Origin of the sequence: Streptomyces sp. NPDC047853, from assembly GCF_043204535.1 — a bacterium.
Classification (GTDB): Bacteria; Actinomycetota; Actinomycetes; order Streptomycetales; family Streptomycetaceae; genus Streptomyces.
Map to the genome: position 1 here is coordinate 88,890 of NZ_JBIDCI010000009.1, position 14,815 is coordinate 103,704.

General features: G+C 73.8%; 14 protein-coding genes. 6 read left to right on the forward strand and 8 right to left on the reverse strand.

The window, feature by feature from the left end:
• Window positions 1-95: 95 nt before the first annotated feature.
• The 3 genes from ACGF5T_RS18615 to ACGF5T_RS18625 all read right to left on the reverse strand — a co-directional run bounded on the left by ACGF5T_RS18615 (window position 96) and on the right by ACGF5T_RS18625 (window position 3,735).
• Window positions 96-899 carry a hypothetical protein gene (locus ACGF5T_RS18615; RefSeq protein ID WP_366766375.1) on the reverse strand — a complete coding sequence of 268 codons (804 nt, stop codon included), beginning with the start codon at window positions 897-899 and terminating at the stop codon, window positions 96-98.
• Entirely contained in the window at window positions 899-2,173 is a 1,275-nt protein-coding gene (locus ACGF5T_RS18620) for a VWA domain-containing protein (protein ID WP_366766374.1), read from the reverse strand. The genes ACGF5T_RS18615 and ACGF5T_RS18620 overlap by 1 nt, the downstream gene beginning before the upstream one ends.
• A 62-nt stretch (window positions 2,174-2,235) precedes the next feature.
• Window positions 2,236-3,735 carry an IucA/IucC family protein gene (locus ACGF5T_RS18625; protein ID WP_366766373.1) on the reverse strand — a complete coding sequence of 500 codons (1,500 nt, stop codon included), beginning with the start codon at window positions 3,733-3,735 and terminating at the stop codon, window positions 2,236-2,238.
• Window positions 3,736-3,829: 94 nt separating this feature from the next.
• Here ACGF5T_RS18625 and ACGF5T_RS18630 point away from each other — a divergent pair, with 94 nt between their 5' ends.
• On the forward strand, window positions 3,830-5,365 hold the full coding sequence (locus ACGF5T_RS18630) for an IucA/IucC family protein (protein ID WP_366766372.1): 1,536 nt from the start codon (window positions 3,830-3,832) through the stop codon (window positions 5,363-5,365).
• 139 nt (window positions 5,366-5,504) lie between these two features.
• On the forward strand, window positions 5,505-6,419 hold the full coding sequence (locus ACGF5T_RS18635; protein ID WP_361009650.1) for a HipA family kinase: 915 nt from the start codon (window positions 5,505-5,507) through the stop codon (window positions 6,417-6,419).
• Between the two features lie 68 nt (window positions 6,420-6,487).
• Here ACGF5T_RS18635 and aceB read toward each other — a convergent pair whose 3' ends face one another.
• Window positions 6,488-8,110 carry a malate synthase A gene (gene aceB / locus ACGF5T_RS18640; protein ID WP_356607195.1) on the reverse strand — a complete coding sequence of 541 codons (1,623 nt, stop codon included), beginning with the start codon at window positions 8,108-8,110 and terminating at the stop codon, window positions 6,488-6,490.
• 184 nt (window positions 8,111-8,294) lie between these two features.
• A complete protein-coding gene (locus tag ACGF5T_RS18645) occupies window positions 8,295-8,894 on the reverse strand; it encodes a nucleotidyltransferase family protein (protein ID WP_366766370.1) in 600 nt (199 codons plus the stop codon).
• A 233-nt stretch (window positions 8,895-9,127) separates the two neighbouring features.
• Here ACGF5T_RS18645 and ACGF5T_RS18650 point away from each other — a divergent pair, with 233 nt between their 5' ends.
• Complete coding sequence (locus ACGF5T_RS18650; RefSeq protein WP_356607191.1) at window positions 9,128-9,442, forward strand: DUF5955 family protein; 315 nt, start codon at window positions 9,128-9,130, stop codon at window positions 9,440-9,442.
• Window positions 9,443-9,484: 42 nt separating this feature from the next.
• Here the strand turns inward: ACGF5T_RS18650 and allR are convergent, their stop codons facing one another.
• Window positions 9,485-10,288 (reverse strand): allantoin degradation transcriptional regulator AllR, encoded by an 804-nt coding sequence (allR, locus tag ACGF5T_RS18655; protein WP_053139235.1) that lies wholly within the window; start codon window positions 10,286-10,288, stop codon window positions 9,485-9,487.
• 243 nt (window positions 10,289-10,531) lie between these two features.
• Here allR and allB point away from each other — a divergent pair, with 243 nt between their 5' ends.
• The gene (allB, locus tag ACGF5T_RS18660) at window positions 10,532-11,869 is read left to right on the forward strand and encodes an allantoinase AllB (RefSeq protein ID WP_356607189.1); all 1,338 of its coding nucleotides are present in this window, start codon (window positions 10,532-10,534) and stop codon (window positions 11,867-11,869) included.
• 62 nt (window positions 11,870-11,931) lie between these two features.
• Window positions 11,932-13,062 carry an allantoicase gene (gene alc / locus ACGF5T_RS18665; protein ID WP_356607187.1) on the forward strand — a complete coding sequence of 377 codons (1,131 nt, stop codon included), beginning with the start codon at window positions 11,932-11,934 and terminating at the stop codon, window positions 13,060-13,062.
• 113 nt (window positions 13,063-13,175) lie between these two features.
• Here alc and ACGF5T_RS18670 read toward each other — a convergent pair whose 3' ends face one another.
• Window positions 13,176-13,937: an SDR family oxidoreductase gene (locus ACGF5T_RS18670; protein ID WP_356607185.1), complete on the reverse strand. Its 762-nt coding sequence runs from the start codon at window positions 13,935-13,937 to the stop codon at window positions 13,176-13,178.
• A gap of 152 nt (window positions 13,938-14,089) precedes the next feature.
• On the opposite strand from ACGF5T_RS18670, the gene ACGF5T_RS18675 reads away from it, so the two are divergent.
• Window positions 14,090-14,485 carry a ribonuclease domain-containing protein gene (locus tag ACGF5T_RS18675; RefSeq protein WP_356607183.1) on the forward strand — a complete coding sequence of 132 codons (396 nt, stop codon included), beginning with the start codon at window positions 14,090-14,092 and terminating at the stop codon, window positions 14,483-14,485.
• A gap of 27 nt (window positions 14,486-14,512) precedes the next feature.
• On the opposite strand, the gene ACGF5T_RS18680 is transcribed toward ACGF5T_RS18675, so the two are convergent.
• The gene (locus ACGF5T_RS18680; RefSeq protein WP_361009660.1) at window positions 14,513-14,710 is read right to left on the reverse strand and encodes a hypothetical protein; all 198 of its coding nucleotides are present in this window, start codon (window positions 14,708-14,710) and stop codon (window positions 14,513-14,515) included.
• Window positions 14,711-14,815: the final 105 nt, after the last annotated feature.

Sequence of the window (14,815 nt, forward strand, 5' to 3'; positions counted from 1 at the left end):
GGGTGGCCGGTGTGCGGCCTCCTGGCGGCCTCCTGGCGGCCTTCTGGAGTCCGGCAGCCCGTGAGCGGGCCTGGCAGGGTCGGGCCGTCCGGGGGTCAGGCTGTCGGCGGCACCCGGGTGGGCCGCCCCGAGCCGCGGGTCAGCGCGTATCCGCCGACGCCCGCGAGCGCGGCCAGCACACCCCCGATCCCGGTCCACACCCACCGGTCGGACCACCAGCCCGAGGACCAGCCGTCCTCGGGCTCGATCGCGGACAGCACGGCGCCGCGGTCGGCGTCGTCCTCGTCGGCGTCCGGCCGCACGGCCGCGCCCGGCACCAGCGGCTCGGACAGCGAACCGTCCACCGCCGACGCCCCGCCCATGTCCTTGGAGTCCACCTCGACCTGCGCGCCCACCCGGACGCCGAGGTCGGACGTCGGCAGGTCCACGACCGTCAGCCGGACGTAGTACGTCCCGGGCAGCGGGTCGTTCGCCCACGGCTCGGACCAGGCACGCACGGTGCGCAGCACGCAGGCCAGCTCCACGGAGCCGGCGTCCGCCGCCGCCGTACGGGTCTGCGCGCCGTACTGGCAGGCCTGGCGGCGCCGCAGACCGTCGTAGACGTCGACCCGCCAGGTCTCGGCGGCGTGTGTCTCGGGCAGTCTCACCGTGGCCCGCACGGTGGGGCGCTGTCCGGCGTCGGCGGGGAACGACCAGTACAGGTAGTCGCCCGCGGCGCCGTTCGCCGTGGCCGGCCGCCCCTGCTCGATCTCGGCCGCCGTGCGGAAGGAGGTGCCCGCCGCCGTCGGCGCGCCCCCGTCCTCCGACGGGCTCGCGGAGGGCGACGCGTCCGCCGCCGCGGGCGACGCGGCGACGCCCAGCAGGAGCGCCGCGGCCGTCAAGGTGTGTCCGACACGCATCAGTTGGTCCTCCAGACCGCGAACCGCCAGCGCGACAGCCAGCCCCACAGCAGACCGGCCAGGAAGCCGACGAGCACCAGCACGCCGAGCAGCCACCACCCGCGTCCGAGGCCGAAGGAGGCCACGTCGTCGGCGTCCGACGGCCCCTCCACGACGTCGACGGTCAGCTCCAGCGGCAGCCCGGGCGTGGTCTTCACGCCCGCGGCGACGGAGAAGGAGTGGGTGACCTGGAGGCACACGGTCTCCGCGGCCGGCTTGTCCGCGTCCGCGTCGTCGCGTTCCGCCTTCGGATAGCGCAGGCCCGTGGAGATCACGTCCGTACGGCCGTCGCCCGCCGCCTCGCCGCGCACGATCTCCCGGCCGTGCAGCGTGACCGCCCGCAGCAGCACGCCGTAGGACGGGTTCACCGCCCGGTCGGCGCCCACGCTCACCGAGGCGCGCACCTCCTGTCCGGGCAGCACGTCCACCCGGTACCAGCGCTGCTGCCCGAACTCCGCGCGGTCGGTGTACAGCCCCGACTCCAGCGTCGGCGCCTTCGCGCAGGTGCCGGCGCCCTCGGTGGCGACCGGGGTCACCACGGGGTCGGCCGCCCGGTCCACCAACTGGTTGACCCGGTCGGTGAGTTCGTCGGTGTGCTCGATGGAGGTGTACGTCCCTCCGGTCGCCTCGGCGATGCAGCTGAGCTGCTGCCGCATGGTGGCGTTCGGGACCAGGCCCAGCGTGTCGATGGTCAGCCCGATGCCCTTGGCGGCGATCTCGCGGGCCACCTCGCACGGATCGAGCGGGGCGCAGGTGTCCTCGCCGTCGCTGATCAGCACGATGCGCTTGGAGCCGTCGCCGCCGTCGAGGTCGTCGGCCGCCGCCAGCAGGGCGGGGCCGATCGGCGTCCAGCCGGTGGGCGCCAGCGTCGCCACCGCGGTCTTGGCCTCGGTACGGTCCAGCGGTCCCACCGGGTAGAGCCGCGCGGTGTCCTTGCAGCCGGTCCTGCGGTCGTCGCCCGGATAGTCGGCGCCCAGGGTCCGGATGCCCAGCCGCACCTCCTCGGGCGTCGCGTCGAGCACCTCGTTGAAGGCCTGCTTCGCCGCGGCCATCCGCGTACCGCCGTCGATGTCCCGTGTCCGCATCGAACCGCTGACGTCGAGCACCAGGTCGACCTTCGGCGCGTCCTTACCCGTGGGTTCACCGGCCGACGCCCCGGCCGGGAAGGCGATCCCGGCCGCCAGCGCGGCGACCAGGGCACAGGCGCCCGCCGCCAGCCGTGTTCTTGTGATCATCGGCGGATCTTATGGATCAACGGGGCCGGGCTCCAAAACGAGGCCGCGCGGACGTCCCGGCGTCACTTCCAGTCCAGCGGATTGGGCAGCCGTGCCCACTGATCCCCGCCGCTCCCGGGCGAAGTGCGCATCAGGGTCAGCGCCTTGACCGGCAGCGGCGCCCCGCACAGGGCCGCGAGGTCCGGGGTGCGCGGCAGTTCCCGCACGGCCGTCCCCAGGGCGTCCCGCAGCGCCGCGCCCGAGCCCGCGACCGACGCCAGCGCGCCCCCCACCAGCGAACCGAACAACTTGCGGCGCAGGGCGTCCGGATCGTCCGTGAGCATGCGGGAGGGCAGCTCGGGGGCCGGGACACCGTGGCGGGCCAGGCGGGCCGGCGAGACCCGGATGTCGGCCAGGTCGCGGTAGACCAGGCGCAGCGGCTCGCCCGTCGCGGACAGCACCACCAGGAGGTTCTGGCCGTGCGCCTCCAGGGCCACGCCCAGCTCCAGCGCGCGCAGCCCCACGGTGAGCGCAAGACGGGCGAAGCGGGCCGTCCACCGCGGCGAGCGGGGCAGTGCGGTGGTCGCCAGCGCCGCCACCGGGACGACGTGCTCGCCCGCGGCCGCGTACACCCGCGGCGACTCGCGCAGTACGGCGGCGAGGTCGGGGGAGTGGGCGGTGGCCGCGCCCAGGGTGCGGGTCACGTGGAGCAGGCCGTCCGCGCGGGCCGCCAGCTCCTCACCGAACGACGACAGGGTCGCCGACGCGGCGACGGAGGCGACCGAGATGTCCCGCACCGAGGACGTCAGCCGGGCGCTCAACGCGGTCTTGACGTGCGGTCCGCCGGGCACCGCGAGGGTGCGCAGGGACATCAGCGGATGCGCGGCGAGCCGTCCCTCGCACGGTCGCCGGAGCACGTGCGCGGCCTGCCACGGATGCACCGGCAGCAGGATCCGCGCACCGTCCCGCAGCTCCCGCGGCCACGCCCCCGTCACCAGGCATCCGGTCTCCGCCACCGGCACCAGGCCGAGCCCCACCACGGGCCCGTGCTCGGGCCCGTACGCGAGCTGTTCGGCCACCGAGAAGCCGGGCCGGGCGCGGCAGTTGGGGTGGAAGGGATGCCCGTCCACCACCCGCTGCTCCCAGGCCCAGTCGGTCCGCGGCCACTCGTCCGGGTGATCCTCGCGGGCCGCGTGCGACAGGGCCAGCGACGCGGCACTGTGCCCGAGTTCGGCGGCGAACCCCGCGGAACGCGGTACGGCGAGGTCGGTCATCAGCCGCGCCGGATCGTCGTACCCGACCTCGTCCAGCCGTACGACCCGCACGTACGGGTCCGTGCGGTACGGGTCCGCGGCCGGACCGGCCAGCCGTCGGCCGTCCCGGAGGCGCAGGACGAGTTCCCCCCGGGCCGGTTCGCGGCCCGCGATCCACGGCATCGGCTCGTGGGCGAACGCACGCCAGAGCCGGGAGAGCACCGCGGCGCGGGCGCCGGGCAGTTCGGCCGCGAACCGGGCCACGAGAGCGGGGCGCACGGCCGCCAGCTCGTCGGCTACCTCGGCCTCGGTGGCGCAGGGACGGTGCACGGGCGGACTCCTCGGGTCGAACGGGACGGCACTGCTCGGGAACGACGACAGACATACTGATCGTCTCCACCCTTTGACAGACCGTAGGGAACGAGTGGAACGCGTGGATTTCCTGCCCCCACCCACCGGCGCCGACGCCGCACCCCGGGACGATGACGCCCAACGCGCCGACGCCTACGCCGCGGTACCGCTGCTCAACTGCCTGCTGCGCGAAGTGGCCGAACGGCTGCCGGACCCCGGCGCCCGGCCGGTGTACCGGCTGCCCGGCGGCCGACTGCTGCGGGTGCGGGCAGGCCGGCGGCCCGCCGAGCCCGAGGTGTACGCGGCGGGCGGATGGCACCGCGCCGGCCACGCCGAGCTGGTGAAACTCGTCGCCGAGGAACTGCGCCGGCACACCGGACTGCCCAACCACGAACTGCCCACCGAGATGACCGACAGCCGCGACGCGGTGGCCGCGCTGCTGACGGCCCGTGCGCGGGCGACCCCGCCCGAGGACCCGTACGTCCGTTCCGAGCAGTCCCTCCTCACCGGCCACACCCACCACCCCGCCCCCAAGGCGCGCGGCGGCGGCCCGCACGCCGACTGGCTGCCCTACGCGCCCGAGGCGCACGCCCGCTTCCCGCTGGTCCTGCTGGCGGTGCGCGAGGACACGGTCGTCGACGAGGGGGACACCACCGCGCTGGACGCCCTCGGCGAAGCCCCGCCCGGCTACCGGATGCTGCCCGCCCACCCCTGGCAGCTCCGGCTGGCCTCGGCCGCCCTGGCCCCGGCCTTCGCCGACGGACGGATCCGCCGGCTCGGCACCACGGGCTTCCCCGTCTGGCCGACGGCCGCGGTGCGCACGGTGTACGCCCCCGCGTACCCGCCGGGGCGCGACCTGTTCCTCAAGTTCAGCCTCGACGTCCGCATCACCAACGACATCCGGCGCCTGTGGCGGCACGACCTGCTGAGGCTGCGCCGCACCGACACGGCGGTCAGCGAGGCCTTCGACGCCATCGGCCCCCCGGCGGCCTGGCTCGCCGACCGCGGGCACCGCACCACGGACTTCGCCTTCGAGGAACTGGCCGTCGTCGTGCGGGACGGGCTGCGCGGCCGCGTGCTGCCCGGCGCGACCCCGCTGCTCGCCGCCGCTCTGGTGGAGGGCTTCCCGGGCAGCCCGCTGGAGCGCACCACGGACCCGGCCGCCTGGTGGGAGGCGTACCTCGCCGCCGTCGTCCCGCCGGTGCTGACCGCCTTCGCCGACGACGGCGTGGTCCTGGAGGCACACCTGCAGAACACCCTGGTCGCGGTGGACGCCGCCGGCACCCCGGTGCAGGCCCTGTTCCGGGACGCCGAGGGCGTGAAGCTGCTGCCGGACACCTCCCGGGCGGCCGGCTGGGAACGGCTGGTCTACTGCCTGGTCGTCAACCACCTCTGCGAGATCGCCGGCGCCCTGGCCGAGCACCATCCGGGCCTCGACCCCTGGCCCGCAGCGCGCCGCGCCCTGGCCCGGCACGACCTGCCCGAGATCCCCGCGCTCCTCGCCTCGCCCAGCCTCCCCGGCAAGACCAACCTCCTGCTCCGCTGGACGGGCGCGGACGGCGCCGACGCCCGCTACCGGCCGCTGCCCAACCCGCTGCGGGAGCCCTGAGGGGCGGGGGTGCGGTCGTTCCCCGCCACGCTCCGGGGGACCGCTCGCCGATCTGTCACGCTTGGTCACTATGCTCGGGCGGTGCCGGAGCCCGGAGGCGGCGACCGCGTGGTTCCGGACGGGCCGGGGAGGAGACAGGATGCTGAGGAGCGTCAGCGCGACACGCTACGTCACGCCCCTGCACTCGGGCGGCTCCGTCCCCGGTGTCGTCGAGGCCGACGACCTCGGGACCTACGTCGTCAAGTTCACCGGCTCCGCGCAGGGCCGCAAGGCGCTGGTCGCGGAGGTGATCGTCGGGGAGCTGGCCCGTGAGCTGGGGCTTCGGGTGCCCGAGCTGGTCCTCGCCCACTTCGACCCCCGGGCCGCCGCCGACGAGCCGCACCAGGAGGTGCGGGACCTGCTGAACGCGAGCGCGGGGCTCAACCTCGGCATGGACTACCTGTCGGGCGGCGCCGACCTCACGCCCGAACTGGCGAGGGACTTCCCCGTCGGCCCCGGGGAGGCCGGCCGCGTCGTCTGGCTGGACGCCCTCACCGTGAACGTCGACCGGACCGTGCACAGCTCCAACCTCATGGTCTGGCCCACCCTCGGCGTGGCGCCGGCCCGCCTGTGGCTCATCGACCACGGCGCGGCCCTGGTCTTCCACCACCGCTGGGACGCCTCCGCGCCGGAGAAGGCGTACGACTTCCGCCACCACGCCCTGGGCCGGTACGCGCCGGACGTCCGGGCGGCCGACGCCGAGCTGGCGCCCAAGGTGACGGAGGAGCTGCTGCGCGAGGTGGTCGCACGGGTGCCGGACGACTGGCTGACCCGCGAGGCCGGCTTCGACACCCCGGACGAGGTCAGGGACGCCTACGTCGGCTGGCTGTCCGCGCGGGTGCGCGCCTCGCGCGACTGGCTGCCCACCGACTTCCCGTCCCGCGAGGAGCTCGCCGCCGAGGACGCCGCCCGCGCGGCCCGTACCCGGCGCGGGCGTCCCGACTGGCTCAAGCGGGTCCCCGACCTGCACGGCAAGCCCTCCGCCGCGCCGGACTGGTCCCGGCACCTGTCCTGAACACGGGCCCGCGCCCCCGGTGCTGTGCGGTACCGGGGGCGCGGGCGTGTCCGTGAGCGGACCGGGCGTCAGCCCTTCAGCTGCTCGTAGGCGGGCAGCGTCAGGAAGTCGGCGTAGTCCTCGTCGAGCGACACCGTGAGCAGCAGGTCGTGGGCCTGCTGCCAGTTGCCGGACGCGAAGGCCTCGTCGCCGATCTCGGCGCGGATGTTCGCCAGCTCCTCGGCGGCGACCTTGCGGGCCAGCTCCGCCGTGACCTGCTCGCCGTTGTCGAGGACGACCTCCGCGTTGATCCACTGCCAGATCTGCGAGCGGGAGATCTCGGCGGTGGCCGCGTCCTCCATCAGGTTGAAGATGGCGACCGCGCCCAGGCCCCGCAGCCACGCCTCGATGTAACGGATGCCGACCTGCACGGCGTTGACCAGACCCGCGTACGTCGGCTTGGCGTCCAGCGAGTCGATCGCGATCAGGTCGGCCGCCCGCACGTCGACGTCCTCGCGCAGCCGGTCCTTCTGGTTCGGCCGGTCGCCGAGGACCTTGTCGAAGGACTCCATGGCGATCGGGACCAGGTCGGGGTGGGCGACCCAGGAGCCGTCGAAACCGTCGTTCGCCTCACGGTCCTTGTCGGCGCGGACCTTCTCGAAGGCGACCTTGTTGACCTCGGCGTCGCGCCGTGAGGGGATGAACGCGGCCATGCCCCCGATCGCGTGCGCGCCGCGCTTGTGGCAGGTGCGCACGAGGAGTTCGGTGTACGCCCGCATGAACGGGGCGGTCATCGTCACCGCGTTGCGGTCCGGCAGGACGAACTTGGCGCCGCCGTCGCGGAAGTTCTTCACGATGGAGAACAGGTAGTCCCAGCGGCCGGCGTTCAGCCCGGCGGCGTGGTCGCGCAGTTCGTAGAGGATCTCCTCCATCTCGTACGCGGCCGTGATCGTCTCGATCAGGACGGTGGCCCGGACGGTGCCCTGCGGGATGCCCACGTAGTCCTGCGCGAAGACGAAGACCTCGTTCCAGAGGCGGGCCTCCAGGTGCGACTCCGTCTTCGGGAGATAGAAGTACGGGCCCTTGCCGAGGTCCAGCAGGCGCTGGGCGTTGTGGAAGAAGTACAGGCCGAAGTCGACCAGCGCGCCCGGCACCGGACGGCCGTCGACCTGGAGGTGGCGCTCGTCCAGGTGCCAGCCGCGCGGGCGCATGACGACCGTCGCCAGCTCCGCGTCCGGGCGCAGGGCGTACGACTTGCCGGTGCGCTCGTCGGTGAAGTCGATGGTGCGGGTGTAGGCGGCCGTCAGGTTGAGCTGGCCGAGGACCACGTTCTCCCAGGTCGGGGCGGAGGCGTCCTCGAAGTCGGCGAGCCAGACCTTCGCGCCCGAGTTGAGGGCGTTGATGGTCATCTTGCGGTCGGTGGGGCCGGTGATCTCGACGCGGCGGTCGTTCAGCGCGGCCGGGGCCGGGGCCACCTTCCAGGAGTCGTCCGCGCGGATCGCGGCGGTCTCCGGGAGGAAGTCGAGCGTGGAGGTGCGGGCGATCTCGGCGCGGCGCTCCGCACGGCGGGAGAGGAGCTCGTCACGCCGGGGCGTGAACCGCCGGTGCAGCTCGGCCACGAAGGCGAGCGCCGCATCGGTGAGGACCTCCTCCTGCCGGGGCAGGGGCTCGGCGTCGACGATGGCCAGCGTGGACGGCGCTGGTGCGGACATGAGCTGTCACTTCCTTCAGCGGTGGCACCGGGTGCCAACGGGCACGTAACGGGCATTGCGCACTCAACAGCGCGATGGAGTGCTTCTGGTCAGTGGATAGTAGTTTCCTCATCGTGGAACTTCAAGGAGTGTTGATGTCGAGATTCTCTGAGTCGAGGGAAGGTGGCGCCCAGTGCCACGGCCCTCACTCAAGGTGGCGCAGGTCGGCCGCGGTGTCGATGTCGTACGGCTGGGCCACCTCCCCGCACTCCACGAGCGCGATCTCCGCCTCGTGTGCCCTCAGGTAGGCGCGTGCCCCCCGGTCCCCGGCCGCAGTCGCCGAGACGCCCGCCCAGTGGGCGGCGCCGAGGAGGACGGGATGCCCGCGCACCCCGGAGTACGCCGCCGAGACGAGCGAGGTCTCGTCCCGGTACCCGGCGCGCACCCGTCTCATCGCCTCCGCCCCGATGCCGGGCTGGTCCACCAGGGAGACCAGTGCGGCCCGCGCTCCGGTGCCGGCCAGCGAGCCCAGCCCGGCGCGCAGCGAGGACCCCATGCCCTCTTCCCAGCCGGGGTTGTCCACCAGGACGCACCCGTCGAGCGCCGCCCGCGCCCGCACCTCCTCGGCGCGCGCCCCCAGGACGACATGCACGCGGGTGCAGCCGGCCGCCCGCAGGGCGGCGACCGCGTGTTCGACGAGCGGGCGTCCACGGTGTTCGAGCAGTGCCTTGGGGCGTCCGCCGAGCCGCCGCCCGCCGCCGGCGGCCAGCAGCAACCCCGTCACCTGGTCTTCGTCGTCAGTCATGGGTCCTGCATACCCGACCGGTCGGCGTGTGGTCCGGCGGGTGCGCCCGCGGTGCGGTGAGCGGCGGGCTGCTCATAGGACTGAATTTCGGTCCGCCCAGTGGCGCGGCGGGCTCCGGGTGGCGTTTACTGACCCGCGTCTCCGGCGCCCGACCAGCGCACGGGGTGCTCGGCACGTTCCCGCGCAGGGGCGCACGACGGCGTGCGGCCGGCGGGGTGCGAGGGGGAGGGGCTGTGTTGCGGAGCTTGGGGCAGGCGCAGGTGACGGTCGGCGACGAGGACGTCAGAGTGGCGGAACTGCGGACCGCGGTGTCGCGGTTGCGCCGCCGGCTCGCGGCGCTGCCGGCCGACTTCCCGGACCGGGTGGTGGCCGAGGAGGAACTGGCGGACCTCGCCGCGATGACGGCGCACGGAGTGCCCGAGATCTCCCGGCTGCACCGCTCCCTGCTGCTGATAGCCGGCGCGATCGGCTCGGTCAGCGCCCTGTCGCCCGGGCTGGCGGAGGTCCGCCGGGCCGTGGAGCTCTTCGGCGACCCGCCCCGCCGCTGAGGAGCCGCCCGGGACGTGGCCGGGACCGCGGGCGGCGCGCGCTCAGGCGGCCGGGGTGCCGTTCGACGCCAGCAGGGCCTCCGACAGTTCGGCCGCGACCTGCTGGAGCAGGGGCACCATGCGGTCGGTCGCGGCCTCCGTGACCCGGCCCGCCGGGCCGGAGATGGAAATGGCGGCCGCGGTGGGGGAGTTCGGCACCGATACGGCCAGGCAGCGGACGCCGATCTCCTGCTCGTTGTCGTCGATCGCGTATCCCTGGCGCCGCACGTCCGCCAGCGCCGCGATGAAGCCGTCCGGCGTGGTGATCGTCTTCTCGGTCGCCGCCGGCATGCCGGTCCGGCCCAGCAGCGCCCGCACCTCGTCCGCCGGGAAGTCCGCCAGCAGCGCCTTGCCCACGCCGGTGGAGTGCGGCAGCACGCGCCGGCCCACCTCCGTGAACATGCGCATCGAGTGCTTGGACGGCACCTGGGCGACGTACACGATCTCGTCCCCGTCGAGCAGGGCCATGTTCGCCGTCTCGCCGGTCTCCTCGACCAGCCGGGCCAGGTGCGGGCGGGCCCAGGTGCCGAGCAGCCGGGAGGCGGACTCGCCGAGCCGGATCAGGCGGGGGCCGAGGGCGTACCGGCGGTTGGGCTGCTGGCGTACGTATCCGCAGGCCACGAGGGTGCGCATCAGGCGGTGGATCGTCGGCAGGGGCAGCCCGCTGCTCGCGGACAGCTCGCTCAGGCCGACCTCGCCGCCCGCGTCCGCCATCCGTTCGAGCAGGTCGAAGGCGCGCTCCAGGGACTGGACGCCGCCTGTGGCGGACCTGGCGGAGTCGGTGGTGCTGGCGCTGGACGTCGGCACGGCACGTTCCTTTCGGGGCTGGCGGGAGGAAAGAAGCGTACCCGGCGGCCGGTTGACTACCGGCTTGTACGTAGCTACGTTCTGCTTGCTGGAATTCTAATTCCGCTTTGTGGAAACGTCCAGGGCTCGGTCGTGGTCACGCCTACACAAAGGGTGCCTCTTGACGAGGTGGAACCGGGAATGAAGACTCCTTCAACAGAACGTTGAAATCGTCGGCGGAGATCGGCGGAGAGAGGGGTTCGGGTGTCCGAGGCTGAACTGGTGCTGCGCTCGACGCGCGTCGTCACTCCCGAGGGGACACGCGCCGCGTCCGTCGCGGTGACCGGGGAGAAGATCACGGCCGTCCTGCCGTACGACGCCCCCGTCCCGGCGGGCGCCCGGCTGGAGGACGTCGGTGACCACGTCGTCCTGCCCGGCCTGGTCGACACCCACGTGCACGTGAACGACCCCGGCCGCACCGAGTGGGAGGGCTTCTGGACCGCCACCCGCGCCGCGGCGGCCGGCGGCATCACCACCCTCGTCGACATGCCGCTCAACTCCATCCCGCCGACCACCACGGTCGACAACCTGCGCACCAAGCGCGAGGTCGCCGCGGACAAGGCCCACATCGACGTCGGCTTCTGGGGCGGCGCCCTGCCCGACAACGTCAAGGACCTGCGCCCGCTGCACGAGGCCGGCGTCTTCGGCTTCAAGGCCTTCCTCTCCCCTTCGGGCGTGGACGAGTTCCCCCACCTCGACCAGGAGCAGCTGGCCCGCTCCCTCGCGGAGATCGCCGCCTTCGACGGCCTGCTGATCGTGCACGCCGAGGACCCGCACCACCTGGCCGCGGCCCCGCAGCAGGGCGGCCCCAAGTACTCCCACTTCCTCGCCAGCCGCCCGCGCGACGCCGAGGACACCGCGATCGCCGGGCTGCTCGCCCAGGCGAAGCGGCTGGGCGCCCGCGTGCACGTGCTCCACCTGTCCTCCAGCGACGCCCTGCCGCTGATCGCCGAGGCCCGCGCCGACGGCGTGCGGGTGACGGTCGAGACCTGCCCGCACTACCTCACCCTGACCGCCGAGGAAGTGCCCGACGGCGCCAGCGAGTTCAAGTGCTGCCCGCCGATCCGCGAGGCCGCCAACCAGGACCTGCTGTGGCAGGCACTGGTCGACGGCACCATCGACTGCGTGGTCACCGACCACTCGCCGTCCACCGCCGACCTCAAGACCGACGACTTCGCCACCGCCTGGGGCGGCATCGCCGGCCTCCAGCTCAGCCTCCCGGCGATGTGGACCAAGGCCCGTGAGCGGGGCCTCGGCCTGGAGGACATCGTGCGCTGGATGTCCGCGAACACCGCCCGCCAGGTGGGACTCGACGGGCGCAAGGGCGCCATCGCCGCCGGCCACGACGCCGACTTCGCCGTCCTCGCCCCCGACGAGACCTTCACCGTCGACCCGGCCGCCCTCCAGCACCGCAACCGCGTCACCGCCTACGCGGGCAAGACCCTGTACGGCGTCGTGAAGTCCACCTGGCTGCGCGGACGGCGCGTCGTGGCGGACGGCGCGTTCACCGAGCCGAAGGGACAGCTCCTCGACCGGGCCTGACGCGTCCGGACCCCCTGAACCACACACTCCACGAACGACCCCGAAAGGAACACCTGATCACCGTGACGGCCCAGCAGAACCCCTCGTTGGCCAGCTTCACCGGAGACGCGAACCCCTACGGAGGCGGCGACCCGTACGCGGACTACCGCACCGCCGACCTCCCCTTCACCCAGTACGCCAACCTTGCCGACCGGCAGCTCGGCGCGGGTGTCGTCGCCGCCAACGACGAGTTCTTCGCCCAGCGCGAGAACCTGCTGGTGCCGGAGCCCGCCGAGTTCGACCCCGAGCACTTCGGGCACAAGGGCAAGGTCATGGACGGCTGGGAGACCCGCCGACGGCGCGGCGCCTCGGCCGAGCACCCCTGGCCCACCGAGGACGACCACGACTGGGCGCTGATTCGCCTCGGCGCCCCCGGCGTGATCCGCGGCATCGTCGTCGACACGGCCCACTTCCGCGGCAACTACCCGCAGGCCGTCTCCGTCGAGGGCACCTCGGTCGAGGGCTCGCCGTCGCCCGGGGAGCTGCTCGCGGACGACGTCAAGTGGACGACCCTGGTCCCGCGCACGGCGGTCGGCGGCCACGCGGCCAACGGCTTCGCCGTCCTGGCCGAGCAGCGCTTCACCCACCTGCGCCTCAAGCAGCACCCGGACGGCGGCATCGCCCGCCTGCGCGTGTACGGCGAGGTCGTGCCCGACCCGGCGTGGCTCACCGCCCTCGGCACCTTCGACGTGGTCGCCCTGGAGAACGGCGGCCGGGCCGAGGACGCCTCGAACCTCTTCTACTCGCCGGCCACCAACACCATCCAGCCGGGCCGCTCCCGCAAGATGGACGACGGCTGGGAGACCCGCCGCCGCCGCGACCAGGGCAACGACTGGATCCGCTACCGGCTGGTGGACCGCTCGCAGATCCGCGCGATCGAGATCGACACCGCGTACCTCAAGGGCAACTCGGCCGGCTGGGCCTCGGTGTCCGTGAAGGACGGCGAGGACGGCGAGTGGCGCGAGATCCTGCCGCGCACCCGGATGCAGCCCGACACCAACCACCGCTTCGTCCTGCCCGAGGCGGCCGTCGGCACCCACGCGCGCGTGGACATCTTCCCCGACGGCGGCATCTCCCGCCTGCGCCTGTTCGGCTCCCTGACCGAGGACGGAGCGGCCCACCTCGCCGCCCGCCACCAGGAGCTCGGCGGCTGACCCACCCCGACCCGTGGGGCGCGCCCGGCCTGGACAGCACCGGCGCGCCCCACGCGCATCACCCGTCACCGGCGGCTTCCCGAGCGCCTCGTGCGCAGGGTCCGCCGTCGGCGTCAGGCCGCGTGGCCGCCGTCCACCGAGAACTCCGCCCCGGTGACGTACCCGGCCGACGCCAGGTGGGCGACGGTCGAGGCCACCTCCTCGGCCGTGCCGAAGCGGCCCAGCGCGGTCAGCGCCGCCTGTCCCTCGGCGTACGGCCCGTCGGCCGGGTTCATGTCCGTGTCGATCGGTCCGGGATGGACGATGTTCGCGGTGATGCCCCGGCCGCCCAGTTCGCGGGCGAGCGCCTTGGTCAGCCCGACCAGCGCCGCCTTGCTCATCGCGTAGAGCGTCCCGCCGGGGCCCGGCACTCGCAGGGCCATGCAGCTGCCGACGGTGATGATCCGCCCGCCGTCGCTCATGCGGGCGGCCGCGGCCCGGGCGGTGAGGAAGACGCCCCGGACGTTGACGGCCAGCACCCGGTCCAGGTCGCCGACCGAGAAGCCCTCGACGGGGCCGAGCAGCCCGACGCCCGCGTTGTTGACCAGCACGTCGAGGCGGCCGAGGGCGTCCGCGGCCCGCTCCACCGCCCCCGTGGCCTCGGCCGCGTCACCGGCGTCCGCCCGCAGGGCCACCGCCCGGCGCCCCAGCGCCTCGACGGTCCGTACGACGTCCTCGGCCGCCTCCTTGCCGTTCACGTAGGTGAAGGCGACGTCCGCGCCCTCCCGGGCCAGCCGCACCGCGGTCGCCGCGCCGATGCCGCGACTGCCGCCCGTCACGAGGGCGGCCCGGCCGGTCAGCGGAGCGGTGGGATGAGTGAGTGTGTTCGTGTCCATGACCCCATCCCAGCGGACCGCCGGGGCTCGTACCGGCGGTGAACGGACGTCGACCTCGGCCCGCGAACTCGCCGAAACGCCATACGACTTACCGGTAACCTCCACGTACTTGTCATTGACATGCCACTGTCTACGCGCGTCATCATGAGGTCATGCGATTCCCCCCACGCGCCGCTCGGCTCGGCGCAGCAGCCGCAGTCCTGTCCGCCCTCCTCGTGGGCGGCACCGTCTCCGCGACCACCGCGGGCGCCGCCCCCGCCGCGGTCGGCGAGATCTGCCTCAGCGACCTGCCCGCGCAGGCGCACGACACCCTCGACCTGATCGAGCGAGGCGGCCCCTATCCCTTCGAACAGGACGGGACCGTCTTCCAGAACCGGGAGGGCATCCTGCCCGACCGGTCCACCGGCTACTACCACGAGTACACGGTGATCACCCCCGGCTCCGACACCCGTGGCGCCCGCCGGATCGTCACCGGCGAGGCAACCCGTGAGGACTACTACACGGCCGACCACTACGCCTCGTTCGACCTCGTCGACCACGGCTGCTGAACACCCCGGTCCGGCCCTGAGCGGTGGTCATCCGCTCCGGCTCTCGGCGGCGGCGAACAGCGCGCCGCCGAGAGCGAGCAGCACCACGCTCGCGTAGACCTCGTAGCCGTCGAGGAAACCGATCCGCTGCACCAGGCCCCAGTGCCAGTCGGTGAACTCGTGCACCAGACCGGCGACGCCCTGGATCACGGCCATCAGGCCCAGGAACTCCAGCAACTCCTTCATGCCGTCGACTCTCGCCCCGCGGTCCCCCCACACACATCGGCCGCGGGGCGAGCCCTGTCCGACGAAAGGCCCCGGTGCGTACGGGCCGGAACGCCGAAAGTCGAC

Excerpts from the sequence above, each read along its gene's own strand:
- ACGF5T_RS18615 (WP_366766375.1), bottom strand. The coding sequence starts at position 899 with ATGCGTGTCGGACACACCTTGACGGCCGCGGCGCTCCTGCTGGGCGTC.
- ACGF5T_RS18620 (WP_366766374.1), bottom strand. The coding sequence starts at position 2,173 with ATGATCACAAGAACACGGCTGGCGGCGGGCGCCTGTGCCCTGGTCGCC.
- ACGF5T_RS18635 (WP_361009650.1), top strand. The coding sequence starts at position 5,505 with ATGCTGAGGAGCGTCAGCGCGACACGCTACGTCACGCCCCTGCACTCG.
- aceB (WP_356607195.1), bottom strand. The coding sequence starts at position 8,110 with ATGTCCGCACCAGCGCCGTCCACGCTGGCCATCGTCGACGCCGAGCCC.
- ACGF5T_RS18645 (WP_366766370.1), bottom strand. The coding sequence starts at position 8,894 with ATGACTGACGACGAAGACCAGGTGACGGGGTTGCTGCTGGCCGCCGGC.
- ACGF5T_RS18670 (WP_356607185.1), bottom strand. The coding sequence starts at position 13,937 with ATGGACACGAACACACTCACTCATCCCACCGCTCCGCTGACCGGCCGG.
- ACGF5T_RS18675 (WP_356607183.1), top strand. The coding sequence starts at position 14,090 with ATGCGATTCCCCCCACGCGCCGCTCGGCTCGGCGCAGCAGCCGCAGTC.
- ACGF5T_RS18680 (WP_361009660.1), bottom strand. The coding sequence starts at position 14,710 with ATGAAGGAGTTGCTGGAGTTCCTGGGCCTGATGGCCGTGATCCAGGGC.